The sequence below is a fragment of the Chitinophaga terrae (ex Kim and Jung 2007) genome, from assembly GCF_900107795.1.
In the GTDB taxonomy this organism is placed as follows: domain Bacteria; phylum Bacteroidota; class Bacteroidia; order Chitinophagales; family Chitinophagaceae; genus Chitinophaga; species Chitinophaga terrae.
Window position 1 is genome coordinate 118,510 of sequence record NZ_FNRL01000016.1, and the last position, 25,683, is coordinate 144,192.

A 25,683-nucleotide genomic window follows, 5' to 3' on the forward strand; every position below is an offset into this window, starting at 1 on the left:
AAATAATAATATAAAGTACAGAATATGTATCTTACTGATTATCAATTTAAAAATCACATCATTTAATTAAAGGGTTATATACCTTTCTTTCCTGATATTAAAAAAGATCAGCAAGAAGTCTTTTCTCACTGATCTTTTATATGATGTGAATAAATTAAGCGATTTGTTCTTCCAGTTTGGTTTTGCCATTCTTGCTCTCTGCGTATTGCTTGGCGGCTTTTACGAAAGAGACGAAAACAGGGGCCGGGCTTTCTACTGTACTTTTCAGTTCCGGGTGGAACTGAACGCCTACGTAGAATGGATGGTCGGGCAATTCGATGATTTCAACCAGGCCGCTTTCCGGGTTTTTACCGGAGAGTTTCAGGCCGGCTTCTTCAAACTGTTGAATGAAGTCGTTATTGAACTCGTAACGGTGACGGTGTCTTTCGCTGATGGAAGTAGCGCCGTAGATCTCGGCAGCTTTAGAACCTGGCGTCAGTTCGCAGGCATAGGCGCCTAATCTCATGGTTCCGCCTTTAGCGGTCACTTTCTTCTGTTCTTCCATGAGGTTGATCACCGGGTGGGCGGTGTCAGGGTTCATTTCAGAAGAGTGCGCATCTTTCCAGCCGAGAACGTTGCGGGCGTATTCTACAACCGACATTTGCATTCCCAGGCAGATGCCGAAGAAAGGCAGTTTATTTTCGCGGGCGTACTGGATGGCAACGATCTTGCCTTCGATTCCCCTGCTTCCGAAGCCCGGGGCAACCAGGAGGCCGTCGAGGTTCTTCAGTTTTTCCGCTACGTTTTCCTGCGTAATATGTTCAGAGTGAATATTTTGTACTACTACTTTACATTCATTCTGTGCACCGGCATGAATAAATGATTCCAGGATGGATTTATAAGCATCCTGCAATTCAACATATTTACCGATAAGGCCGATGGTCACTTTAGATTTAGGATATTTCAGTTTATCCAGGAATTCGCGCCATTTTACCAGTTCCGGTTCTTTTTCGATAGGCAGGCCTAATCTTTTCAGTACGGAGATATCCAGTTTTTCGCGCATCATTTCCAGCGGTACTTCGTAGATGGTAGGTACGTCGTTGGCTTCTATCACGGCATCTACCTGCACATTACAGAAGAGGGCGATCTTCTTTTTCAGATCGCGGTACAGCGGTTCTTCAGTTCTGCAGACGATAATATCAGGATGTACGCCATATTCGCTTAACAGGCGTACAGAGTGTTGAGTAGGCTTGGTTTTAAGTTCTTTAGCAGCTCTCAGGTAAGGGATCAGGGTCAGGTGCACTACCAGGCAATCTTCTTCTCCCAGTTCCCACTGCAACTGGCGAACTGCCTCAATGTAAGGAAGAGATTCGATGTCGCCTACTGTTCCGCCTAATTCGGTGATCACGATATCATATTTGCCATCTTTTCCTAACAGGAGGATGCGGCGTTTGATCTCATCGGTAATGTGAGGGATCACCTGCACGGTTTTACCCAGGTAAGCGCCTTCTCTTTCTTTGTTGATCACTGTTTGATAAATACGGCCGGTAGTAACGTTGTTAGCCTGCGAAGTAGGCGTGTTCAGGAAACGTTCGTAGTGGCCCAAGTCCAGGTCGGTTTCTGCGCCATCTTCAGTTACGTAACATTCGCCATGTTCGTAAGGGTTTAATGTTCCCGGATCCACATTGATATATGGATCAAATTTCTGAATAGTCACTCTAAAGCCACGGGCCTGCAATAATTTTGCAAGTGAAGCAGCTATAATTCCTTTACCCAAAGAGGAAGTAACACCTCCCGTAACGAAGATATATTTTGCCATAAAAACTATAATTCAGCTAAAAGTACTTGACCTATAAACGGGGAAGTGCCGGACTGCGTTTGGTGTAACCGATCAAGTAAAACTACTTCCGAAGGTCATGCAAAGTTACACAAATTTGCGTCGCTCCCAAGTTTTTTAAGCCACAGCTTTATTTGTTTGTTAATTTTTGGGCAAATATCTTTCGCTCTGATCATTGATCTAATGGGCGTTTTGAAGAATTTTCAAGCAGTGGAAATTATTTGTTAAAAACCTTTATTGCTGCCGGGGGTTAAACATATAATAACCGGCGCTTAAATATATTAGATGTAAATTTGCGTCCGAAATACAATAAAAAGAAATGACTTTAACGCCGAAAAGAGCCCAGGATTCCCTGGTTCAAATGACTGAACTGGTATTACCGAACGATACGAATACATTTGGTAACCTGATGGGAGGTCGTTTGATGTATTGGATGGACATCGCGGCAGCGCTGGCCTCTATGAAACACTGCAGTGCGCCTGTTGTTACCGCGTCTGTTGACAATATATCTTTCGAAAATCCCATTAAACTGGGCAACGTAGTGCATATAGAATCCAAAGTCAGCAGGGCTTTCACTACTTCCATGGAGGTACACATCCGGGTTTGGGGAGAAGATCCTGTGCAGCAATACCGTTACAAATCCAATGAAGCTTTCATGACATTTGTGGCGCTTGATCCTAATGGCAATTCCCGTCCTGTACCGAAGATCATCCCTGACACAGAAGAAGAAAAAAAATTATATGAGAGCGCGATGAGCCGCCGCCAAATGCGGCTGATCCTTTCCGGCAAAATGAAACCCGAAGACGCTGATGCGCTGAAAGCCTTCTTTTCTATATAGCTCCCGGCAGAGGTTTCACGCAAAGGAGCAAAGGAGCAAAGAAGCATAAGAAGTTTTAATCGAAGCGAATTTTAAGAAAGCAAAGGAGTTGATGATTGTGTTAGATAACATTATTCTTCAGCTCCTTTGCTTTCTTATTTCCTTAAAATAATTATCTTATGCTTCTTTGCTCCTTTGCTCCTCTGCGTGAAACCTTTGCGTGAAACCACCCCATTCTTTGTAGAACTGTTCCAGGAAGCCTTCCATATAGGCGTGGCGTTCGGCGGCCAGTTGCCGGCCCGTTGCGGTATTCATCCTGTCTTTCAGTCGCAATAGTTTTTCGTAAAAATGGTTGATGGTAGGCGCTGTACTCTTTTTATATTCTTCTTTTGTTAAAGATAAATTCGGCGCAATGCCCGGGTCGTAGATTGCCCGGTTTTTGAAACCTCCGTAATTGAACGCCCTGGCAATACCAATAGCGCCGATGGCATCCAGCCTGTCGGCATCCTGTACTATTGCCAGTTCGGGAGAGGTATAGGCGGCTTTTTTGTTTCCTCCTTTAAAGGAAATATAGCGGATGATGTTCACCACGGCTTCAATTACGCGGGGCGGTACCTGTAAAGACTCCAGGAACGCTGTTGCCCTGGCCGGACCTACCTCTTCGTCGCCGTCGTGGAACTTGGAGTCGGCGATATCGTGCAATAAGGCGCCCAGCTCCACTACCAACAGGTCTGCCTCCTCGGAGGCGGCAATGAGTTTTGCATTATTCCAGACCCGGTTTATATGCCACCAGTCGTGGCCGCCTTCGGCCGATCTTAATTCTTCTTTTACATATGCAACAGTTGCTGCTATAATTTCATCATGATTCATCATAGTTTCGCAATGATACTTTTTTTTAAGAAGGCTGCTGCCAACATTCGATTAATTTAGGTGTTTTCCTTATAAAAAACTTCTATTATGCTGCAGGTGAAAAGGATTTATGAGCCTTATGACGAAAAAGACGGGTTCCGTATCCTGGTAGACAGGCTATGGCCAAGAGGGATATCAAAAGAAAAAGCGCATATCGACGAATGGGAAAAGGAAATAGCTCCCAGCAACGAATTACGGGAATGGTTCAACCATGACCCCGCGAAGTTCGCCGAGTTCAAAACAAGGTATAAACATGAATTACAGGGGAAAAAAGATTTGTTGGACGCCATCCGGCGTAAAGCCCAACATCAACGGGTAACGCTATTATATGGGGCTAAAGACAGGGAACATAACCAGGCCCAGGTACTGCTGGAGATCCTTAAAAAGTGACCTCCTGGCGGGATCAGGATTTATCTTTATCCGTTTGTACCAATACGTCGGTGATATTATTCAGTTGTTTCACCTTACTGGCGAAATCGCCCGCCAGGCGGTCGCGGATCGCCGAAAGCTTATGCAGGATCTCGTCGATGCTATCCGGGATGGCCTCCTGCAATACCTGTTTCAGTCGTTTGGCAATGGTAGGCGACTTGCCGTTGGTAGAGATGGCGATCTTCAGGTTTCCTTTACGGACAATAGATCCCAGGTAGAAATCGCAAAGATCAGGGGTATCGGCCACGTTGATCAATACACGGCTTCCTTTTGCTTTTTCCCAAACGTAATAATTGAATTCCTTAATGTTAGTGGCGGCAATCACCAGGTCTTTCCCCAGCAGGTCGCCGCAGGAAAATGATTTTTGAACCAGGGTAATATTCGGATACTGATGGGTTAAGGCTTCCAGTTCAGGCAAAAAATCCAATGCCACTACTGTAATGGTTGCCTGGGGGCAATTTTCCAGCATGGCATTGGTTTTTTCCAATCCGATATTCCCTCCACCAACTACTAAAACATGAAGTCTTTGCAGTTTGAAAAAGACGGGGAATAAATGATTTTCTTCCATTTTATACAGCAATTTTTAGTTCATCGGCTACCTTCTGTTGTAATGACTGAAATGCTTCATGAAATCGTACTACCTCCCCTATTACCAGGATAGCCGGGTTATGCAGGTTCTTGTCTGCTGCTATCTGCGGTAATGCGGCTACATCGCCCAACCCGATCTTCTGGGTAGGTAAAGTGCCATTCTGGATAATAGCTGCCGGCGTTTCTCCTTTGCCTGCGGCACGGTATATTTCCGCTATTTCGTGCAGTTTGCTCATTCCCATGAGAATTACAACGGTGGTATTAGCATTGATGGCATGTTGCAGATCGCGGGATAAGTTGCCATTTTGCGTATTCCCTGTAATTACCCAGAAACCTTCACTGACGTTACGCGCCGTTACCGGGATCTTGTTGATCCCCGGAACAGAGATCGCGCTTGAAACGCCAGGTATCACTTCGGCGGTGATACCAAACTGCTGTGCAAATGCGATTTCTTCCTGGCCGCGGCCAAACACGAAAGAATCACCTCCTTTCAGTCTTACAACACTACCATAAGTTAATGCATATTTTACAATCATGCGGTTTATTTCGTCCTGCGAATAAACATGCATGCCTGCCCGCTTACCCACAAACCTCCGTAAGCAGTTAGCCGGCGCGTGATCCAGCAGTTCGTTGCTGGACAGTGCGTCGTATAAAATAACCCTTGCATTCTGGATAGCTTTCAATCCTTTCACGGTAATCAGCTCAGGATCTCCAGGTCCAGCACCTATCAATGTGAGTTTCGGTTGTATATTTTGCATGGTAGTAGTATTTAGGTAATGAACTAATTATGCCTGTACAGGCGCTGCCTGTGCTGCTTTCTCGCGGTAAACCTGGGCCGTTTTATAAAAATCGGCGGCCTGAGCGTAGTATGCTTTTGCAAATTGCTCGGAAGGTTCGTTAGCGTTGATCTGCAGTACGGTAGTTTTGAAATCTGTATCGAAAGTGAATTTGCCTGTAGCAGTGAAATACTTATCGAAATCGTTAATGATACCGATCTGTGTATTTCCGCTTACCCCTTCTCCCAGCAACAATGCTTTTGCTGCCTGAACGAAAGAAGAATAAGCATGGTAGATAGCGTCTGACCAGGCGCCGTTTGCCAAAGCAGCGGCTCCCAGTTCCAGTTTTTCGTCTGCTTCCAGCAGGAGGGTAGCTACCAGGTCGATGATCACACCGGCGCACTCTCCTACTCCTATCGCTGTTGCATAGTCCTGCGCCTGTCCCCAGTCAATAAAGTCTTCCTGTGTCAGGTTGGTGATATCTGCCAGTGGTTTCAGCAATTCATAGAAATATTTTTCACCCTGCCTGTCGTAATATTCGTTAAACAGTTCGTTTTCCTGGCTGTTTTGCTCATAGTCGTTCAGCAGGCTGCGTAAAACATCCGGACCGCGTTTGCTTGGCACCTTGATAACCTTATCGGCTACCCGGCCAACGCCATCGCCCACGATACCGCCGCCTAACAATACCTGCAGGGCTGGCAATACCTTACCGCCGCTTTTCATGGAAGAACCATGGAAGCCGATGCTGGCAATACCGTGCTGACCGCAGGAGTTCATGCAACCGCTGATCTTGATCTTGATATCTTTATTGTAAACCAGGTCTGGATATTCTTCTTTGATCACATCTTCCAACACCTTGGCAATACCGGTGCTGCTGGAGATACCGAGGTTGCAGGTATCGGTGCCCGGGCAGGCGGTGATATCGGCAATGCTGTCGAACCCTGGCTCAGCGAAGCCCGCTGCTTCCAGCGCACTGTACACATATTCCAGGTGTTCAGGTAAAATGAATTTCAGCAGCAGGCCCTGGTTAGCGGTTACCCTTACATCGTCGGCGATCACCGGGCGAAGCGCTTCTATCAGCTGCCGGCTCACCGCGGAGCCGATGTTGCCTAAAGTGATCTTCACATAGGCCGCGAAATATCCTTTTTGTTTTTGTTCGAAGACGTTGGTTTTCTTCCAGGCTTCGAATTTCTTAGGATCTTTAACCGAGTAAGCAGGCAGGGAAGAAACCGGCGCCGGAGGCTGGGTTTGAGGCCATGCATCTGCATCTACGGGTACTGATTTGGTTCTGATAGCGGTGTATTCTTCTTCTACCAGCCTGTTGAATTCCTCGAAACCGATCTTTTGTACCAGGAATTTCATACGGGCTTTGTTACGGCTGGTTCTTTCGCCATAACGGTCGAATACGCGCAGAACGTTTTCGATGTACGGGATGAGCAGGTCGGTTTCCAGGAATTCGTGCGCGGTTTTGGCCAGGAAAGGCTGAGCGCCCAGGCCGCCGGCTACCAGTACTTTGAAACCCCTGACTTCTTTACCATCGATTATTTTCACCTTGGGGATCATGCCGAAATCGTGCATGAAGGCCCAGGCAGTATCTTTTTCTGAGGAAGAGAAAGCAATTTTGATCTTGCGGCCCATTTCCTGGCTTACGGGATTGCGTAAGAAGTAGCGGAAAGTGGCGTCGGCATATGGCGTTACATCGAATGGTTCTTCAGGGTCGATACCGGCCCTGTCGGATGCTGTAACGTTACGTACCGTGTTACCGCAGGCTTCGCGGATGGTGATGCCATCCTGCTCCAGTTTGGACCAGAGTTCCGGTGTTCTGTCCAGGCTCACATAGTGGATCTGAACATCCTGGCGGGTTGTCAGGTGAAGGTTGCTGGTCGCATACTCGTCTGAAATATCGGTGATGCGTTTCCATTGTTGGAGGGTCATTTTACCGTATGGCAATTTGATACGCACCATTTGTACGCCGGGTTGACGTTGGCCGTAAATACCCCTTGCTAAACGGAGACTACGGAACTTTTCATCAGTCACAGCACCTTCGCGAAAAAGGCGGATCTTTTTCTCTAGTTCGATGATATCCCGTTCAACGATCGGATTTTCCAGTTCTGTTCTGAAGCTTTGCATAAAAAGTATTTTCAGGTGGTGGTAAAAGCAATTTTTATTCTGGCAGGGTAAACAAAAAGCCCCCGTTTGTAGCGGAGGCTAGTCTATAATGATTTCAGTCAAATACACTGATTTTTCGTTATTAGGCACTCCTCTCCGCATCTATACAACAACAGGGCATCGTTATCATACTGCGACCAATTTTCAAAGCATTACCCATATTTCCTATAATTTTAGTAGAGTAATACAAAGATATAAATGCGTGTTATCTTTCCAAAACTTTTTTCGGAGGTTTAAAAGGGGCAGAAAAAGGGGATTTTTAGGAAGAAAGGAAGAAAAAAGCCGGGAAACCGGCTATAGGGCTGGATCCGTCTGCTGAAAACGCTGTATTTCACGTGGGTATAAGATAACCTCCATTTATGCCGTATAACTTTTTGTTATAGGAGAACGCTGGTTTTTATCTTCTTATCTTTGCGGCTTCGAAAAAACATACAGGATGTTAGACACGGTTATTTTTGACATGGACGGTTTGCTGGTAGATTCAGAGCCGCTATGGGGAGAAGCTATGACAGAAGTATTTGCCTCGGTGGGTGTTACTTTAACGCCCGATCTCTGGCATTTGACCACCGGGCTAAGGACCAAGGAAGTGGTCAGCTATTGGTACAATTATTATAAGTGGGAAGGAAAGAGTGCAGAACAGGTAACGAACGAGATCATCGACAATGTGACCCATAAGATCATTACTTCCGGCCAGCCTATGGAAGGGATGTTGTATATCCTGCAATATTTCAGGGAGAAACAGTTCAAGATAGGATTGGCATCTTCTTCGCCCCTGCGCCTGATCAACGCCGTGATCGAGCGTTTCAGGATTAAGGAATATTTCCAGGCGGTGTATTCGGCGGAGTTCGAAGACTATGGGAAACCGCACCCGGCGGTATACCTGGCCTGTGCGCGGGCGTTAGACAGCAACCCGTTGGATTGCCTGGCGTTTGAAGATTCTGTAGCGGGTATGACGGCTGCAAAAGCAGCAAGAATGACTGCGGTGGTAGTTCCGGAGGCCCATAACCGGCATAACCCAAAGTACGCCCTGGCAAATATGCAACTCGACAGCCTGCTGGAGTTTAACGACGCCAAGCTGGAGTTGTTGAGAATAAGATAGTTATTTGTGAAAACCAAAGTAACTTTATTACAAGGCCGGTGTATTAACCGGCCCTGTATTTCAAAGCATTTAATCTAAATGGTATTTCTCATAATATACCAATTTTCAGCCCCACTGGAATCACGATACCAGATACCTTCTATCGTCTAGGTAGTGCCTACTGAGAAATAAATTAGCTGACCTGTAAATTTGAAATTCACGTATTGTACATTAGTCGGAGCATTCGGAGTAAGAATGCTTTGGGCATGGTAGGTTACCATTGTTCCATTCGCCCCCTGGATATCTCCATTAACCAGGTGAAAATCAGAATCATCAAACGTCAGTATGATTTTCAGAGGAGGATTGGAAGGCGGATAATTCAGGTTGAAATTATACGTCTTGGTTACAATGGAAGCAGATTTCATCACCATAGGTTTCCAGGCGTTGGCAACAGACGTTGTTTTTGCCGTCGCGGGCGTTACAGACAACAAGGTGGCAGCAAGCAGCATGCTGCATGCAATGAGGATCGTTTTCATAAATACTACAATTTAAAATTGAGAAAAACGTGGAATGATGTGAAGCTTTGTAGTAACTATACCGAGGGGGGACAAAGTGATAGTTAGCAGCCTCCTTGTTTATTATTACCGGGTTTTAAAAATGATAATATGGTTCAACTACATCCGTGCATTCGTTACGGTTACCAAATTAGCTAAACATTTAGCAAATTCAAATTATTAACGGGAAATAATTTAACAAGACAAAATTGCAGCAACATAAAAACTCTGAGGCCTTTACAGGAGCGGGATTACAAACAATAACTGCTTAAAACAGCAGGGATCACAGGGTAGGCATAAGCATGCAGGCCGGTTATATAGCTAACCGACCTGCATTGCCTTATCCCGGTTCCTATTAATAGGTATTCCGGCTAATGGCCCAATGGTCGTTGCCCGAAGGACCTTTGTACCAGTTACCTTCTATCCAATAACTGGTTCTGTTACCAAAAACATTGTGATACCCTCTGAATACGAAGGTCACCGAGCTTACATAATAAGGGCTATTTGGCGTTACCGTGTGTACTGTTTCTTCCTGCATGTCTACTCCCGGCGTATTGCTCAGGATACTTCCGCCAATGAGGTGATAATCGGAATCATCGAACGAAAGGGAAATCGTGAGTGAATGATAGGGGCTGTAGGCGAAATTAAAGTTATAGTACTTGGTGACGGTGCTGAAAGGTTTCATCACCATAGGTTTCCAGACTTTTACGGGAGAGGAAACGGGAGTTGTAGCTCCTGCCATTGCGGGCATTACAGACATTAAAGCAGCAACAAGCAGCGTGCTGCAGGCAATACGAAGTGTTTTCATAAAATATTACGGTTTATGATTAGAAAAAACGTGGGAAAGATTTGGAAGGCAACTACACAGGGCTGGCAACGCGGTGGTGAATAAGTTTCATGGTTGCTGGTTTTTCTGTATCAGATGAGGGAATGGAATGTCAACAACAACAACTTGGGCTTTCTGGTACGTTATACAAATTAGAAAAATACCCGGCTATTTCAAATTTTTAAGGGGGAATAATTTAACAAGACAAATTGTGTAATAAAAAATCCCGTCTCTAGCAGGTAGAGACGGGATTTAAGTATTAAATGAAACTTACTTATTGTGCGCTTTTTTCTTCGCCACCTTCAGATTGTTTCAGTTTTTCTCTCAGTTCAGCTAAAGCGCCGAGATCACCTAAAGTAGCTTTTTCAACTTTACCCTGGATGTTTTTCACAGCCTTACGGGTTTTGTCAGCTTCTTCTTTCTTTTCTTTGATGATCGCTTGTTTTTCTTCAGCTTGTGCTTTTTCCCAAACGCGGGTGTGAGAAACCAGGATACGTTTTTCGCTGCGGTCGAATTCGATGATCATGAATTCTTTCACGTCTTCAACGTTGATTGGTTTATCATCTTCCGTTTTCAGGTGACGGGCAGGAGCGTAAGCTTCCAGGCCGTATTGCAGTTGCACGGTAGCACCTTTATCATCTTTCTTCACAACAGTACCTTCGTGTACGGAGTTGATCGGGAAGATAGTTTCGAAGGTGTTCCATGGATCTTCTTCGATCTGTTTGTGACCGAGGCTGAGTTTACGGTTTTCTTTATCAATACCCAGGATCACTACATCAATTTCGTTACCTACTTTAGTGTATTCAGATGGGTGGTTGAAACGTTTGATCCAGCTCAGGTCAGAGATGTGGATCATACCGCCGATACCGGTTTCCAGTTCAACGAACACGCCATAAGGAGTGATGTTTTTCACGATACCTTTGTGACGGCTGTCAACAGGGAATTTAGTTTCGATAGTAGCCCATGGATCTTCTGTCAGTTGTTTGATAGACAGAGACATTTTACGTTCTTCTTTGCTCAGGGTAACTACTACTGCTTCGTATTCTTCTCCTAATTTGAAGAATTCTTTAGCGTTGATAGGAGTTGAAGCCCAGGAGATTTCAGAAACGTGAACCAGGCCTTCTACGCCAGGCATGATTTCCAGGAATGCGCCGTAGTCTTCGATGTTAACAACTTTACCTTTCACTTTAGCGCCTTCAACGATGGTAGCTGGTAAAGTATCCCATGGATGCGGAGTCAGTTGTTTGTAGCCCAGGCTTATGCGACGTTTTTCGTCGTCGAAGTCCAGTACCACAACGTTGATCTTCTGATCCATCTGGAGTACTTCGCTTGGGTGAGAGATACGGCCCCAGCTGATATCGGTGATATACAGCAAGCCATCCAGACCACCCAGGTCGATGAATGCACCGAAGTCGGTGATATTTTTGATGGTACCTTCCAGCACCTGGCCTTTTTCCAGTTTGCTGATGATATCCACTCTTTGTTGTTCGATATCGCTTTCGATGAGTGCTTTGTGAGAAACAACGGCGTTACGGATGGTTTCGTTAACCTTAACCACTTTGAACTCCATAGTTTTACCTACAAACTGATCGTAATCGGTAACAGGTTTAACATCGATCTGAGAACCTGGCAAGAATGTTTCCATTCCGTATACGTCTACGATCAAGCCACCTTTAGTTTTGCTGGTAACGATACCAGTAACCACTTCTCCTGTTCTGTAAACCTCAACGATTTTTTCCCAGGCACGTTTCTGGCGGGCTTGTTTACGGCTCAGGTGCAGGTTACCATCTCTGTCTTCTTTCTCAACAACCAGTACTTCTACTTCATCGCCGATTTTCAGACCTGGTAAATCACGGAACTCGTTCAGAGAGATCAAACCATCAGATTTGAAACCGATGTTGATAACTACATCTGTGTTGGTCAAACCTACAACAGTACCTGTTAACAGGCTGTTTTCTTCAAACACTTTGAAAGTGCCTTCGTAAGTCTGATCATACTTTTCTTTTTCTTCTTTGCTGTAAGAAGAAACATTGCGTTTGTCTACGCTCCAGTCGAAATCGTCATGTGCAGTTTCAACTTTTGCTACAGGCGCTTTTGTTGTCGCTGTTTCTGCAGTTGCCTGCGGAGCCTGTTGCTCAGCGTTTTGTTCGTTAATAATGTTGTTTTCGCTCATAAAAATTTTTAATTTAATCCGGAATACCCGGACTCCCTTTTTTATTGGGACGGCAAAGTTACTGAAAATAACCCGAAATTCCCGCTTTGATCCCCCGTTTAGCCCTTAATTGGCCAATTTTTTCACATTTTTTGAGAATTTAACATAACAGTGAAAATGTATTTCTGTAACAAATTAAAAATCAGAAAAATGGATATATTTTTAAAATGCATTAGTAGCAACGCTCCTATCATCTCTAAAAAAACTCCCCACATCATGAAAAGCAGGGCAAATCAGGCAAAAAATTTGCCCGTTAAAAATCGGATTCAACAACCAGAATGCGGATTAATTGTTGGTATATTAGGAAGTAACAGCCTGTTATTCTCTTGCAGTCAACAGCCTTACTTTCCCTTGCATAAAATGTTAATTGCTATTCATTAATCCCGGATTTTATTTTAATTTGTGTATATGAACGGGACCTCTTTTCAATCGGATATTCGCTATTGGCTACGGAAAGGAAACACAGTAAACCATTTACTATTCTGGAACATTCTAATCTTCCTCGTAGTTAATATACTGCGCCTCATCGCCTTTGTTACGCACCAGGTTACACCTTTCAGCTGGGTGGTAGACGAACTTTCCTTACGCGTTCCAATCAACACATTCATACTCCAGCCCTGGGGGCTGCTTACCTACATGTTCACCCATGTAGATATATTTCACGTACTCTTTAACATGATCAACCTGTACTGGTTTGGCAACCTCTTCAGGGATTTCCTGGGCGATAAACGGGTGCTTCCCCTCTACCTGCTGGGCGGTTTTGCCGGCGGTATACTCTACCTGGCTTCCGCCAGCCTGTTTGCCAGTCCATACCTTGGTCTTTCCCTGATAGGCGCTTCCGCCTCTGTAATGTGCATCCTGGTAGCCTGCGCCACCCTGATGCCGAATTACGAGATCGGGCTCATGTTCTTTGGAAACGTGAAACTTAAATGGCTGGCCATCGCGCTTATCGCATTAGGATTGATCTCCATCCCGAACGGCAACATTGGAGGCATTATTTCCCACATGGGCGGCTCCTTATTCGGCTTCATCTACATCCGGTTGTTGCAGGCCGGCAATGATATGTGCAAACCACTCATCTGGCTATTCGGCAGTAAAGGCAGGATGGAAGAAAGAAGAACCGCCAACAGGAAGTTCAAGCCTAAAAAGTCGCCGCTGAAAGTGGTGAAAAAAACAGAAGACAGTAATCCCAGCCGCCTTGATCAGCTGTTAGACAAGATCAACGAAAAAGGCTACAACAGCCTCAGTGCTGAAGAAAAAGCCTGGCTGGAGAAAGTGAGCAAAGAAAACTGATTACCTTTGCCCCATTATTTGAGCTCATGAAAACATTCAACGTTCCGGTTATATATAGAAGTCCGCTTATCAGCGCTATCAAGAACAAGCGCAAAGAGCAGGACAGGATGAAGAAGGATTTTACACCTACCACCCTGGATTTTGGTCCCATTAAAATATTGCTGGCCCGCCACTTCGGCTTCTGCTACGGAGTAGAAAACGCTATTGAAATAGCTTTTAAAACCGTAGACGAAAACCCGGGCAAAAGGATTTTCCTGCTGAGTGAAATGATCCACAACCCGCATGTGAACAACGACCTGCTCGACAGAGGAGTACAATTTCTCATGGATACTTCCGGCAAACAGCTTATTCCCTGGTCTGCACTGCAGGCCGACGATATCGTGATCATACCTGCGTTTGGCACTACCCTGGAAATTGAGCGTCAACTTGCCGGCCTGGGTATAGAACCGCTGAAGTATAACACTACCTGTCCCTTCGTGGAAAGGGTATGGAATAAGGCTGAACAGATAGGCAACAAGAACTATACAGTTATTGTGCACGGAAAGCCTAAACATGAAGAAACAAGGGCAACTTTCTCCCATAGCCAGGCAAATACGCCTACTATAGTGGTAAAAGATATGGAAGAAGCCATCGTATTGGGCGAGTTCATTAAAGGGAAAAGACCGCTGGAAGATTTTGCCGATGTATTTAAAGGGCAGTTTTCAGAAGGCTTTAACCCGGCAACAGACCTGCAACGGGTGGGCGTGGTTAACCAAACTACCATGCTGGCCACTGAAACACAGGCCATTGCAGACTACATCCGCCAGGTAATGGTAGAAACCTTCGACCTTAGCCCGGAAGCAGTTCCGGAACGGTTTGCAGATACCCGCGATACGCTCTGTTACGCGACCAACGATAACCAATCGGCCGTGACAGGCATGCTGAAAGAGGCTGCCGACCTGGCTATTGTCGTAGGCGGGTATAACAGTTCCAATACTTCTCACCTGGTTGAATTATGTGAAGAAAAGCTGCCCACCTACTATATTTCATCACCGGAGCAACTGATCTCGGCCACTGAGATCAGCCATTACGACTTCCATAACAAACAGGAGCTGCATACAAGCTACTACCTGGCAGATAAATCGCCCGTCACTATTTTGCTGACCAGCGGCGCTTCCTGCCCGGATGCCCTGGTAGAAGCCGTGATACGAAAACTGCTCTCGTTCTATGGCGTAGAGCACAAGGCCGACGAATACATCGCACAGTTATAAGATATTCACAAAAACAAGAAAGACACCAATCAAGGTGTCTTTCTTCTTTGGGGCTAATCACGCTAGTAATGCAGAGTATAAAAATTTATATGGCGTGTATGAAAATCAGATTATTAGCCAAAACTAAAATATCTGTCATATGCCTGCAATCCCCATTTAGTATATGGTAGATAATAAATCATAACTGGTATAAAAACGATTAAATCTGGATAGCTCTAACTGCCTGAAACCGCTGATTTTCATATTAGAACTGCATCGCCTTCTTCAGGAACTCCGCTTTGCGCCTTCTCGAAACCTCCACCTGGGTGCCATCGCTCATTAACGCGAAGCCCCCTTCTCCCTGGATATACGACTGCATCTGCTGCATGTTTATCAGGTGGGAATTATGCACCCTGAAGAAATCCACATCCGACAACAGTTCTTCAAATTCCTTCAACGGTCTGGAAACCATCAGGTTCTTTTTATCAGTGAAGAAAATACGGGTATAGTTGCCGGTAGATTCGCACCTGACAATATTCTGAACGGGCATAAACACAAGCCCGTTGATGGTTGGCAAGGCTATCTTTTTATGAGATTGCTGCATGGTTTTCATATTCTGCAGGAACACGTCCATCGGGCTTTGTGCGCCCAGGTCTTTTACCCGGTTGCCTTTTCTTTCCCTGCTTTTCTCCAATGCATCCTGCAATTCCTTAATACTGAAAGGTTTCAGCAAATAGTCGAGTGCATTGAATTTGATGGCTTTCAACGCATATTGTTCATAGGCCGTTGTGAAGATCACATCAAAACTGACCTTCTCAAATTGTTTTAACAATTCGAAACCATTCTGGTAAGGCATTTCAACATCCAGGAATACCAGGTCCGGATGTTTTTCATCAATCTGTTCTTTCGCGTCTTTCACGCTTTTGGCTGTTCCTATTACTTCAACGCCCGGGCATTTCTTTTCCAGCATCGTTTGCAGGGCATCAATGCAATGTTGCTCATCATCTACGATGATAGCTCTGATTTCGCTCATACGAGTAGCTTTTTAGCTAAAAATCTATAGTTAGTGTGACCGTTAAAACACAAATTCTGCCGGCAATACAATCGTTACCTGTGTTCCGGTGGCGTTGCCCTGTTCATCTTCCAGGTCGGTTACGGTAACGGTAGCTTCTTTGTTATTGATCTTACGAATAAGATCTATCCTTCCTTCCGTTACTTTCATCCCTACGGAGGTATGGGCTTTGCCCTTTCGCTCTTTGATCTCCATAGCTTTCTTCCTTCCTATTCCATTGTCGGTGATTGTACAGATCAGGCTGCGCTTCTCCAAAAGCATTTCAATATCCAGCAGTCCTTTTTCGGTTGGTTGTTTATGTACTAATCCGTGCCAGATGGCGTTTTCCACATAAGGCTGTAAGATCATAGGTGGAATTAATACTTCTTCTTCGTTGATCCCGGCGTCTATAAAAAATCTACATTCAAATATACCATTACAGCGCAATGATTCAAGGTCAAGATACAGTTTTAAGGATTCTAATTCCTTATTCAAGGTAACAAAAGTATGTTGTGTATTATCCAAAATCAACCGCATTAACCGGGAAAATTTAGTCAGGTAATCTGACGCTTCTTCCTGGTTGTTGCTCCAGATATACCGGTGAATGGAACTCAGCGAGTTAAAGATGAAATGAGGATTCATCTGCGAGCGCAGTGATTTCAGCTCCAGCTGCAAAGTTTGTTTTTTGGCTTCCAGGTTACGGTGACGGATATACCAAAAACCGCCAATAAACCCCATCAGCAGGAAAGCGCCTAAAAAGAAAGTAATAATGACGTTGCGTCTTGTGCGCAGGTTATTGATGATCTTATCGTGCTCCAAAGCCCGGATCTGGTTATCTTTCCTGTCTACCTCGTAGATCGCCTGCATTTGGGTAATAGCCATAGAGGCTTTTTCATCCAGGATACTATCTTTATACAACAATGATTTGTCGGCTGCTTCCAGGGATCTTTTGAAATCTCCTGCGGCTTTATAATCTTCCGCCAGCCCTTTCCAGGCATCCATGAGCATAGATTTGAAGCCCCAGAAGGTGCTGACTTCTATCGATTGCTGCATGTATTTCCGCGCTTCCTCATGTTTTCCCTGGGCGCCCAGGAGCTTGCCGATATTCAGGTAGCTTTCTGCCACATGCACTTTATCTTCCACTTTTTCATTGGCCTCCAATGCTTTTTGCAGGTAAACCATTGCGTGGTCGTACTCTTTTTTCTCTTTATATGCCGCGCCGAGGGCGTTATAGCAGACAGCCATTCCCGTTGGATTGTTGAGCTGCTGGTTAACAGCCAGGGAACGTTTGAAATATTGAATGGCCAGATCCAGCTTCTTTTTACTTTGGTAGGCATAGCCCAGGTTTCCCAGGTTGATGGCCATTCCCAACGGGTTATTGCTTTTTTCTTCCAGGGCCAGGGCCTTGTTGAAATGCTCGATGGCTTCGTCGTACCGCTCAGTACTTAACTGGATATTCCCGATACTGTTGGTGGCAATGCAGATATTCCTGATATCCCCTATTTGTTCTGCCAGTTTCAGCGCCCTTACATGGTAATCGAAGGCTTTCTGGAGCTTATCCTGGCGCCGGCAGTCGACGCCTACGTTATTGAGGGCGATCACTATCTGCAAAGTATCTTTTGCGTCTTCAGCTGCTTTCAGCGCTTTTTCATGGAAATCTTCCGCGATGAGGTACAACGACTTGTTCCGTTTGCTGGTGCCGATCTCGTTGTAGAGAACAGCTACTCCTTTGGGATAATGGAGCTGGTGAGCGAGTAAAAGGCCTTCCTGCCAGAAGAGGTTCTCCTGTTTCTGCTGGTCGAAATACCGGGAGTTAGACCTGCCTGCTTTCAGGTATGCCGAAAGCTTTGCGGTATCCGGGCGCATGGAGCGGATCTGTTCCAGTTGCCGGTAGACCTGCAGCGAGTCCTGCGCCCATAAATTATAAGACAGGAATAACAGGCAGATAATACATACACCTTTTATAGACATTGGTCGATTGTGTGGCTCACAATTTAAAAAAGAATTACGACAAAAGCCGGGAAGCCAAACAAGGAAAGGGTATTTTATTAAAAAGCGAAAGGGCGAAAGAATTCGCCCCTTCTTCCTATTAACCGAATACACCTACTGAAAATATGAGATAGTCATGGTAGCCATGCTTTCCCACATTACCTTTTACAACCTACCGCATTAGGAAACCTGCTGTAGGGTTGATCTTTATATTTTATTAGCAATTCTGATAATCGGTTAATAGCAAAGGGTCCTTTTGTGGATATAGCTAGGATAAGACCTTAACGTAGCACGATATATAATAACGCGTCAGACGCTCAAATTCAATTGTCTTATACACAACACTCTAAAACACACGGCACAAAAAATTACCAATGCAGACTTCAGGAAGGATAAAGGTTAAAACAATGCAACCAATGTCTGTATACAGACAATGCAGAGGCATAGAAAATAAATAAATTGGAAATTCTGGAGGATGTGGAAAAATTATTACGCGGCAATGATCCATTGCCATATAGCAAATGTATAAAAGAGTTTTAATAAAAGAAAAAATTCTTTTATGAGGAATGCTCCATAATGGCATCCTCTACCCATTGCAGTACCAATTTCAACTGATCTTCGTGGGTTAAGTGACTGTTATCCAATATGATAGCATCGTCGGCTTTCCGGAGAGGGCTGATCTCGCGGTTGGCATCAATATAATCTCTTAACTCGAGGTTCTTCTTAACCTCTTCAATAGTGATATTTTTATTCTTTTCGAAGAGCTCTTTAAAGCGGCGTTGTACCCTGATCTCGATATCGGCCGTCATAAAGATCTTCAGTTCTGCGTGCGGGAAAACAACCGTACCGATATCCCTGCCATCCATTACGATACCTTTGCGGGCGCCCATTTTCTGTTGCTGGGAAACGGCAAATTCACGTACTTCTTTCACCGCAGCCACTTCACTTACTTTTTCAGCAACAACCATCTCGCGGATCAGGTGTTCAACATTCTCTTCATTCAGGTACATTTCACCAAAACCAGTCAGCGAATTGATCACAAAGTCAAGATGGATGCTTTTAAGCGCAGCCACCACCTCTTCATGAGATGACCAGTTCACATTATTCTGAATAAAATAAAGGGTAATTGCACGATACATAGCACCGCTGTCGATGTAGGTATAATTAAGTTTCCTTGCCAGTTGCTTTGCAAGGGTACTTTTGCCACAAGAAGAGTAGCCATCTATCGTGATGATTATCTTTTTCAAAATATTCTGTTTAATTGATTGCCTGTCTGAGGAAGAACGGTACAAATTTGAGGCAAATTGGGCAAATAACAAAGAATTTTCCTGCAAAAGCCCGGCAGTGAAACGCTTTTGCAGGAAAATTGATTACTGTGCAACTATTACTTTGCAGGTGTAGGCAACCTTCATTGTGTCTTTATGGTATATCACGAGGAAATAAGCTCCGGATGGAAGGTCGGTGATATCAAGATCCGTATCTCCGCTCTTAGCGTTATATATTCTCAGCGACTGGCTCCAGGTATCCCGCACCTGGATCAGCAGATCGCCTCGAATGCCGCGTATGCTGACTTTAAAATTACCCGCATTGGGGTTCGGGTAAACATTGATCTGTACAAACGGCGGTACTGCGCGGATATCGGAATATACTACCTGCCCGTTTTTCCCAACTGCTTTTACACGGTAATAGGTCCAGTCGTCGTAGTCGTTCAGGTCCTGGTAGGTGTAACCAAGAGGCACTTTACTGTTGCCGTTCACAGCTTTACTTGGAATAGTAGCTACCCGGGTAAAGGTTTCTTCCCTTTCATATCTTCTTTCCAGTTCAAACCTGAGGTTATTAACTTCTTTACTGGTATTCCAGTCGCACTGCACTACAACCGGGGCGATCCTGTATGCTTCGAAATTCAGGAATATGGCAGGTTTGGCGGTACCGGCCAATATTGTTTTCGCAAAATACTCACTGCTTCCCAGCGTGGTAAAGTGGCGCAGGTGCATCACTGCCGGCTCAGAGAGAGGGCTGGCGGTAAGCGTACCCGGTAGAGGTTTGTTCGGAATTACATTCAACCTGTCCCATACCCCGCTTACAAACTGGGTGATATAACTGCTATCCCTGTTTTCGGCGTATCCCGGCAATTCGCTGGTTTCTTTATGCTGAAGAATTACATCTACTTCTCCCCCTTTATTATTCACCCTTTGTACGTTCCAGGTTTTATTCACAACACTATCCTTGTACGCCGGACCACCCGCTGCCAGCGTGTATACGCTGTCGTATACCCTGACCCCGAAATCGTCGGAGCCGCCGGTCATCACCAGGGCCGCCGGCGAATAATCATTTTCATCTGTACCTACAGGGAAAACAACTTTATTGGCAGCATCATTGACCCCTTCCCTATACAAAGCTCCCCCGGCTGCTGCATTTCCTGTTACCACGTAACGCTGATCGTTATAGCCTGTAATAGTTCCGGGCTGTTTATTCCCTACCAGCAAATTCCATCCGTTCAGGAAAATCCTGCCGTTCGCAAAATGCAGGTTGTTACGGATCTTCAGATCACTCAGATCATCGAGCCAGAGGCCGGAAGAATTGTTGACCTGCAGGTTGGGAAACGAAGTACCGGATTTTGCAGCCAGGCTGTATCCGCCGAATATCAATTGCCTGCTGCTTCCTGAAAATACGAATACGCCTCCCTGGCCGGAATAGCCATCAGCGCTTTCATCGGGCAACGTAGCACCGTTACCGTTAGTCCATAGTTTGCTGAGGAAATAGAAAGTGCTGTTAGGCTGAGAGCCGAGCGTACCGTTATTGGTCATATCGCTGAAGATACCTACGTTGGTATTGGACGACAACCAGACGGATGCGCCCAGCGGAATGTAGACTCCCTGCTGGGCAGAAAGGCCCGGCGACCAGCAGAGGAAAGCTAATATGACTAATAGGTATTTCACAGAGGTAGAAGCTCGATTAAAGAATAAAAGAAATCATTATCCAGGCGTTATCCTGGGCGGAGTAAACTAACGTAGCATTACCTTGATTTGAAATAGTAACTGCGGCACCAGTGGGAGTATATATCCTGTTCCCTAGGGCTGCATTATTGCTGTTATTATTAAAAGTGAGACTGGTTCCGGTAGTCGCAATACAATAGAAAGTAATAGTTTGTCCGTCAATCGGCGTTGTACCGTTTGTAATTCCATTAATGGTACCGTTATAGCCGCTATTAATTCTAATCATATTATTTACCGTACCAACGTTTAATGCATTGTTTGTACCAGTGATATTCATACTGGTAAAAGAACTGGTACTATTCTTATTTACCTGCCTCACATCCCCATTAGCATCAATGGTCAATAAATTATTGGCCGTAGTAGTGGTAGCCAGGTTTTGCAAACGGATGGCATCGTTCCTGGCATTTACATGCAGCACTTTGGCCGGTTCAGCAGTTAACCCGATTCCTACTTTTCCCAGCTGAATCCTCATCATTTCACTAAAAACCCGGCCATTGTAATTATAACTTTTAAAGATGATCGGTTCATCGCCATCATCGCCGATAATAAAATCAAAACCGCCATCGTTGACCGTAGAACCAGTAGCCCCAAATTCGAAAATATCGTCGCTGGCGGCGCTTCCTTTCATACGGAAGTTGCCATACTGGTCTACAAAGAACATCGGTTTATACAACCTCGACGACGACTCGAATTGCAAAGCAGAACGTAGATGCGTCACTTTCTGGTTCACATCACTATATTCAGGGCCGTAAGATTCTGTATCTGTTAATCCAAGCAGATCGCGCCGTCCAAATTCAAGGTAGGTTTGATTGTTTGATTTAATGATCATCGGTACATCGTCCCTGTTCCCCAGAAAGGAACCTGCCGCTGCGCCAACGTTACCGGTGGTAAGCCAGTTATCGTTAGCTGCGTTGTTTGTAACGATCACGTCGCCTTGTGCATTGATAGAAAGTACTTTTGTATTGGAAGGATCGGGTGTTGCAGTAGCCAGGTTTTTAAGCCGCAGGCCTGATGTAGCGGGCGTCAGGCTGCCGCCTGTATAGGCGGCTCCCGCAATTTCAAGGGCATTGGCGGGAGTGTTGGTGCCGATGCCTAAACGTTTGTTCGCAAAATCGTAAAAGAAATTACCAGCGTCCTGCGACACTTCCACAGAAGCATCCGACGTCTTCTTCGCAAAAACGATCCCGCCATCTGTGAACACGTTATCGCCATGCGTCAGCACAGCTTTGTACCAGGGATTGCCACCGTTGGAAGTCAGCGGGCTATTGTTGCCGCCCCACTCTTTAATCGCCAGGTTGGCTTTATCGAAAAACAGCTGAGTGGTATAACTGGTATTGCGGAAAGACAGGATGGTCCATGCGTGGGCGGTAACGCCTGCCGGGCCATTTGTTACGGGCGAGCCGCCCTGCGCTTCCCAGATCTTTAGTTTTACTTTAGGAAAGGGCTGATCGGCATACGCGGCATCGGGTGTTGTGAGTTTAGCAAAAGTAACGCCGCCGGTACTATCGTCCATTGGTTCGTAAAGCGACTTGGCAGCGTTCCATTTTAAGATCTGCCCGTCTGCCGGTGCAGTAGTGCTGATGCCCAAACCCTGGAGTTTATTGGCATTCCATAGTGCGTTGGTATTGTCAGCGTCAATAGTCCACGACCTGTCGGCTGTGAGGTCCTGCGCCCCTGCCGGCGTAACCTGTTTGATCCCCCTGCCCGCCGTGATGGTAAGTTTACGGGCGCTGGTGGTTTCTGTTCCTGCTGTCCAAGCAGTGCCATTCCATTTTAGCACCTGGTTAGCAGTGGTACCGGCAATCAGCGACAGCGGCGAAGCGGCAGTGCCGGCGCCGGTAACAGGAGCAGCGGTCACAATACTGGTCAGCGCTGTTTTGTTTGTCCATTTGCTGGTAGCCTGGTCAAAAGATAATACCTGGTTATTTGCCAGTGATGCCGTATTGATCACCACATCGTCCAGCAGGTCAAGGTTATAGTCGCCCTCCTGTGGAGACACAGCGCCAGTACGGGTTTTGAAAGATGTAACGCCAGTGTTACTGATAACGCCTGCGGCATCAATGCTGATCCCTGTTCCTGCTGAAACAGAGCTGAAGTCAGTTATCCTCACCCATCCGGTTGTTTTCTTCAGATAGATACTGGCATCATCCACCACATAAACAAGCATGCCGGCTTTTGCGCCAAACAGCAGTCCGCCTGCTGTAATCCTGCTTTTAGGTACGCGAGGCATTAATAAACCCTGTTTATCACTGTTCAATTCCAGTACAGCATCTTTGTCTAAGATAGTAGGTTGCATTCCCAGCTTCAGTTGCTGGGCAAACAGTTTATCAGAAAAAATACAACACAGTGCAATGACGGACATCGCCTTCCATGGTAACGACTTCATACTAAATTTCTTTGGAAAAAATGACCGATAAATGGAAAGAGGGAAACGGTGAAATGATCACCGTTCCCGAAACCTTATCCTTATTTCTTAATGATATACCAACCGTTCACACCATCAGATTGCAGTGTAACGAAGGTCCAGTCATTGATGATATTGAAAGCTGTTCCGCCTTCAATTGTATCTCCTGATAGTGTTTTAATCGTAACAGGATTATCGGTGTTATCGTCTGTTGCTGTTGCAGGTATTTTTTTGATGGTGATCACGCGGCCTTCCACATCTGCAGCTTTAGGCAGATGCAACTGTATAGGAGAAGTCGATTTTACCAACACCGTATAGGCATCACCGATAGGAGCGTCATCTGTAGTCACCGTCCTGATCGGCATAGAAACAGTACCTGCGCCTTTATAACCTACCTGGAGAGTAGAATTGGCAGCATATACGGTATTGCCTACCAGCACTGATTTTGCGGCATACAGGGAGTCGGCGAATTTCTTAACGCCGCCAAAACTTTGCGCATCGTTGGTTACCAGACCGCGAAGATTGGTTACAGAGGCGTTTGGAATGTTCAGGTTCAGTTCCATTGGCGTTTTACTGGCGTCCGGAACAATGTTGAAGTCTGTACCTGCGCTGCCGGCCTTCAGGTCGATCTTAGGGCCTGTTAAGGTGTTGAGGGTAGTAATTGATCCATCAAATGCAGCATCGTTCAATTGGCGGGTTACTACTTCTCCGCCTGCGCCTTGCAATAATACTTTATTGCCTGCGGTTACAGCAGCGGCACTGGGAATTAAAAGTTTGTTGTTGAATTGAGCGTCTCCATTCACGGTTGCACCGGCGTTGATAGTCACGCCATTTTCAAGCGTGGTAGCGCCTTTGATGGTAGCTCCGCCTGCTGTGATATTCAAACCGTTGGAGCCATTGATCTGATCCAGGAAGGTTTTGATCCCTTTGAATTCCTGCGCCGTGATTGATACGCCACCGGGATTGGCTGCGTCTGCGGGATGCAGTATCAATGAAGCCTGGGCGCCGGTTTGATCGATCGATAAACCGTTAGGATTGGAGGCGATAGCGAAATTGCCGATAACGATCTGCTTCTGCGAAGCCTGTATCTTATTCCAGTCGGCAAGGCTCAGGAAACCGTATTGCTGGGTGTTCTTGTTCATAACGGGTACGCTTACCTTAACGTCGCCGGCGGCTGCGGCTTTGGTGATGTTATCGATATTTCCATCGCCGGTGAGGGTAAATGTAACATCGCCATCCAAACCATCGAGGGTACTAACTACTTTGCCGAAGGCGTTGGCATTCAGCGTACGTTGAGAAACTGTTCCATCGGCTGCCAATACCAGCACTTTCAGGGAAGTTGCTTCAGTGGGGATGTTAGCATCTGTACCAGCCTGCAGTTTGCCATCGCTGGATATTTTGAACCTTTCCTTGTTGTCTGTTTTGAAGACAAGCGGGAAAGCATCCCGGGTGCCGATAAAATCACCTGTTTTCCCGTTGTTGCCGGTTAGCTTCCAGTTGGAAGTTGCATCAGCAGCACTTGCCAGCAGTACCCATGCACCTGCCTGGCGAATGTAAAGACCTTCGGCGCCATCGGCAGCGGCGAGTTTATAAACCAGCATACCGTCTTTCACCGGGATTCCCATACCGTTGATGCCTGAAAAGTCGTCCAGCCGCGGCAGCAAGAGACCTTGCTTTTTGCTTTCCAGTTCGAGGATAGCGTTTTTCTGGACGTTAGTAGGATTCGAACCTACTTTCAACTGGGCTTTAACCTGGGAAGCAGTAAGGCCGACGCCTCCCAGTAACAAAACGCGTAAAGCAATACGTAGAGATTGTCTCATAGGGATAGATATAAGGATAAATAGTATAAGGATTTCCATTCAATACCGTAAAGCGGTACTGTTCAGGATTATGTAAAAAATGGTTGAAAATCAGATAATCAGGGATTGTCAATATCCTCCATGCCCGGTATACATGAAATAAATACAGTTAAAATTTGGATAGCACAATAATCTACATTTCAATTGGTTAAATAGGGTGTAAATTTTGTATAACGCAAAATTGAAATATATCCTGTTTCAAAAAAATGGTATTTACATACCATTTTTGCTTTGTTTTAGGTCAGGAAAACTGTCTTTAACCCATATAACTTGTTCATCTTCTCTAATAATATATCTATATGGATGAGTTTGATATAACATGTTAGTGGTAGAAAATCGAGTAGGAAGTGAGGGATTATTTCCCTCACTGTCCTCTCACACCACCGTACGTACCGGTCTGGTATACGGCGGTTTGTTAGAATAATTTAATCTGACTTTTTGTTTTCAGATAATAGCGTTCGTAAAATCCGACATAGCCTTCTTTCCTAAAGTATGCGTTGGTGAGGGTTCTGCATAGTATCGGACTACGAGCCGCACGGCTGTAACCTATACTCGTTTTGCTCCACATCCTTGCGTAATACTTTGATAAGCCAAGTTTTATAAGATTACGGTACCGGTTACGGATGGTTTTCCATTGCTTCCAGATACATATGCGCAGACGATTGTAGACTTTTCTGTCCAACTGTTG

Annotated in this window: 19 protein-coding genes; 5 read left to right on the forward strand and 14 right to left on the reverse strand. The window is 45.4% G+C overall.

Annotation, left to right across the window (positions count from 1 at the left end):
* Positions 1 to 154: 154 nt before the first annotated feature.
* Positions 155 to 1,798 carry a CTP synthase gene (locus tag BLV62_RS17465; protein ID WP_089763248.1) on the reverse strand — a complete coding sequence of 548 codons (1,644 nt, stop codon included), beginning with the start codon at positions 1,796 to 1,798 and terminating at the stop codon, positions 155 to 157.
* 337 nt (positions 1,799 to 2,135) lie between these two features.
* Between BLV62_RS17465 and BLV62_RS17470 the strand changes: the two genes are divergently transcribed.
* The gene (locus tag BLV62_RS17470; RefSeq protein WP_089763249.1) at positions 2,136 to 2,654 is read left to right on the forward strand and encodes an acyl-CoA thioesterase; all 519 of its coding nucleotides are present in this window, start codon (positions 2,136 to 2,138) and stop codon (positions 2,652 to 2,654) included.
* Positions 2,655 to 2,810: 156 nt separating this feature from the next.
* Here the strand turns inward: BLV62_RS17470 and BLV62_RS17475 are convergent, their stop codons facing one another.
* Positions 2,811 to 3,506 carry an HD domain-containing protein gene (locus BLV62_RS17475; RefSeq protein ID WP_225889622.1) on the reverse strand — a complete coding sequence of 232 codons (696 nt, stop codon included), beginning with the start codon at positions 3,504 to 3,506 and terminating at the stop codon, positions 2,811 to 2,813.
* Positions 3,507 to 3,590: 84 nt separating this feature from the next.
* Here BLV62_RS17475 and BLV62_RS17480 point away from each other — a divergent pair, with 84 nt between their 5' ends.
* Positions 3,591 to 3,932, forward strand: coding sequence for a DUF488 domain-containing protein (locus BLV62_RS17480; protein ID WP_089763250.1), 342 nt, complete (start codon positions 3,591 to 3,593; stop codon positions 3,930 to 3,932).
* 13 nt (positions 3,933 to 3,945) lie between these two features.
* Here the strand turns inward: BLV62_RS17480 and BLV62_RS17485 are convergent, their stop codons facing one another.
* Genes BLV62_RS17485 through BLV62_RS17495 form a run of 3 tightly spaced genes read right to left on the reverse strand, consistent with a single transcriptional unit; the run spans position 3,946 to position 7,465 of the window.
* The gene (locus BLV62_RS17485) at positions 3,946 to 4,539 is read right to left on the reverse strand and encodes a precorrin-2 dehydrogenase/sirohydrochlorin ferrochelatase family protein (protein WP_089763251.1); all 594 of its coding nucleotides are present in this window, start codon (positions 4,537 to 4,539) and stop codon (positions 3,946 to 3,948) included.
* A gap of 1 nt (position 4,540) precedes the next feature.
* Positions 4,541 to 5,317, reverse strand: a complete 777-nt coding sequence (gene cobA, locus BLV62_RS17490) for a uroporphyrinogen-III C-methyltransferase (protein WP_089763252.1) — start codon at positions 5,315 to 5,317, stop codon at positions 4,541 to 4,543.
* Positions 5,318 to 5,344: 27 nt separating this feature from the next.
* Positions 5,345 to 7,465, reverse strand: a complete 2,121-nt coding sequence (locus BLV62_RS17495; RefSeq protein WP_089763253.1) for a HEPN domain-containing protein — start codon at positions 7,463 to 7,465, stop codon at positions 5,345 to 5,347.
* A 475-nt stretch (positions 7,466 to 7,940) separates the two neighbouring features.
* On the opposite strand from BLV62_RS17495, the gene hxpB reads away from it, so the two are divergent.
* The gene (hxpB, locus tag BLV62_RS17500; protein ID WP_089763254.1) at positions 7,941 to 8,603 is read left to right on the forward strand and encodes a hexitol phosphatase HxpB; all 663 of its coding nucleotides are present in this window, start codon (positions 7,941 to 7,943) and stop codon (positions 8,601 to 8,603) included.
* 146 nt (positions 8,604 to 8,749) lie between these two features.
* Here hxpB and BLV62_RS17505 read toward each other — a convergent pair whose 3' ends face one another.
* The 3 genes from BLV62_RS17505 to rpsA all read right to left on the reverse strand — a co-directional run bounded on the left by BLV62_RS17505 (position 8,750) and on the right by rpsA (position 12,135).
* Complete coding sequence (locus BLV62_RS17505) at positions 8,750 to 9,118, reverse strand: hypothetical protein (protein WP_089763255.1); 369 nt, start codon at positions 9,116 to 9,118, stop codon at positions 8,750 to 8,752.
* Between the two features lie 373 nt (positions 9,119 to 9,491).
* Positions 9,492 to 9,944, reverse strand: a complete 453-nt coding sequence (locus tag BLV62_RS17510; protein ID WP_089763256.1) for a hypothetical protein — start codon at positions 9,942 to 9,944, stop codon at positions 9,492 to 9,494.
* Positions 9,945 to 10,236: 292 nt separating this feature from the next.
* Positions 10,237 to 12,135 carry a 30S ribosomal protein S1 gene (gene rpsA, locus BLV62_RS17515; RefSeq protein WP_089763257.1) on the reverse strand — a complete coding sequence of 633 codons (1,899 nt, stop codon included), beginning with the start codon at positions 12,133 to 12,135 and terminating at the stop codon, positions 10,237 to 10,239.
* A gap of 447 nt (positions 12,136 to 12,582) precedes the next feature.
* Here rpsA and BLV62_RS17520 point away from each other — a divergent pair, with 447 nt between their 5' ends.
* The gene (locus BLV62_RS17520; protein ID WP_089763258.1) at positions 12,583 to 13,467 is read left to right on the forward strand and encodes a rhomboid family intramembrane serine protease; all 885 of its coding nucleotides are present in this window, start codon (positions 12,583 to 12,585) and stop codon (positions 13,465 to 13,467) included.
* A 26-nt stretch (positions 13,468 to 13,493) separates the two neighbouring features.
* Positions 13,494 to 14,717 carry a 4-hydroxy-3-methylbut-2-enyl diphosphate reductase gene (locus BLV62_RS17525; RefSeq protein ID WP_089763259.1) on the forward strand — a complete coding sequence of 408 codons (1,224 nt, stop codon included), beginning with the start codon at positions 13,494 to 13,496 and terminating at the stop codon, positions 14,715 to 14,717.
* A gap of 244 nt (positions 14,718 to 14,961) precedes the next feature.
* On the opposite strand, the gene BLV62_RS17530 is transcribed toward BLV62_RS17525, so the two are convergent.
* From BLV62_RS17530 to BLV62_RS17555, 6 genes are all read right to left on the reverse strand, one after another.
* A complete protein-coding gene (locus tag BLV62_RS17530) occupies positions 14,962 to 15,729 on the reverse strand; it encodes a LytR/AlgR family response regulator transcription factor (protein WP_089763260.1) in 768 nt (255 codons plus the stop codon).
* Between the two features lie 42 nt (positions 15,730 to 15,771).
* Positions 15,772 to 17,718: a tetratricopeptide repeat-containing sensor histidine kinase gene (locus BLV62_RS17535; protein ID WP_089763261.1), complete on the reverse strand. Its 1,947-nt coding sequence runs from the start codon at positions 17,716 to 17,718 to the stop codon at positions 15,772 to 15,774.
* A gap of 575 nt (positions 17,719 to 18,293) precedes the next feature.
* Positions 18,294 to 18,983: a (d)CMP kinase gene (gene cmk, locus BLV62_RS17540; RefSeq protein ID WP_089763274.1), complete on the reverse strand. Its 690-nt coding sequence runs from the start codon at positions 18,981 to 18,983 to the stop codon at positions 18,294 to 18,296.
* A 123-nt stretch (positions 18,984 to 19,106) separates the two neighbouring features.
* Positions 19,107 to 20,675: a T9SS type A sorting domain-containing protein gene (locus BLV62_RS17545; protein WP_089763262.1), complete on the reverse strand. Its 1,569-nt coding sequence runs from the start codon at positions 20,673 to 20,675 to the stop codon at positions 19,107 to 19,109.
* A 16-nt stretch (positions 20,676 to 20,691) separates the two neighbouring features.
* Positions 20,692 to 23,118, reverse strand: a complete 2,427-nt coding sequence (locus BLV62_RS17550) for a hypothetical protein (RefSeq protein WP_139170246.1) — start codon at positions 23,116 to 23,118, stop codon at positions 20,692 to 20,694.
* Between the two features lie 80 nt (positions 23,119 to 23,198).
* A complete protein-coding gene (locus BLV62_RS17555) occupies positions 23,199 to 24,956 on the reverse strand; it encodes a hypothetical protein (RefSeq protein WP_139170248.1) in 1,758 nt (585 codons plus the stop codon).
* Between the last annotated feature and the right edge of the window lie 727 nt (positions 24,957 to 25,683).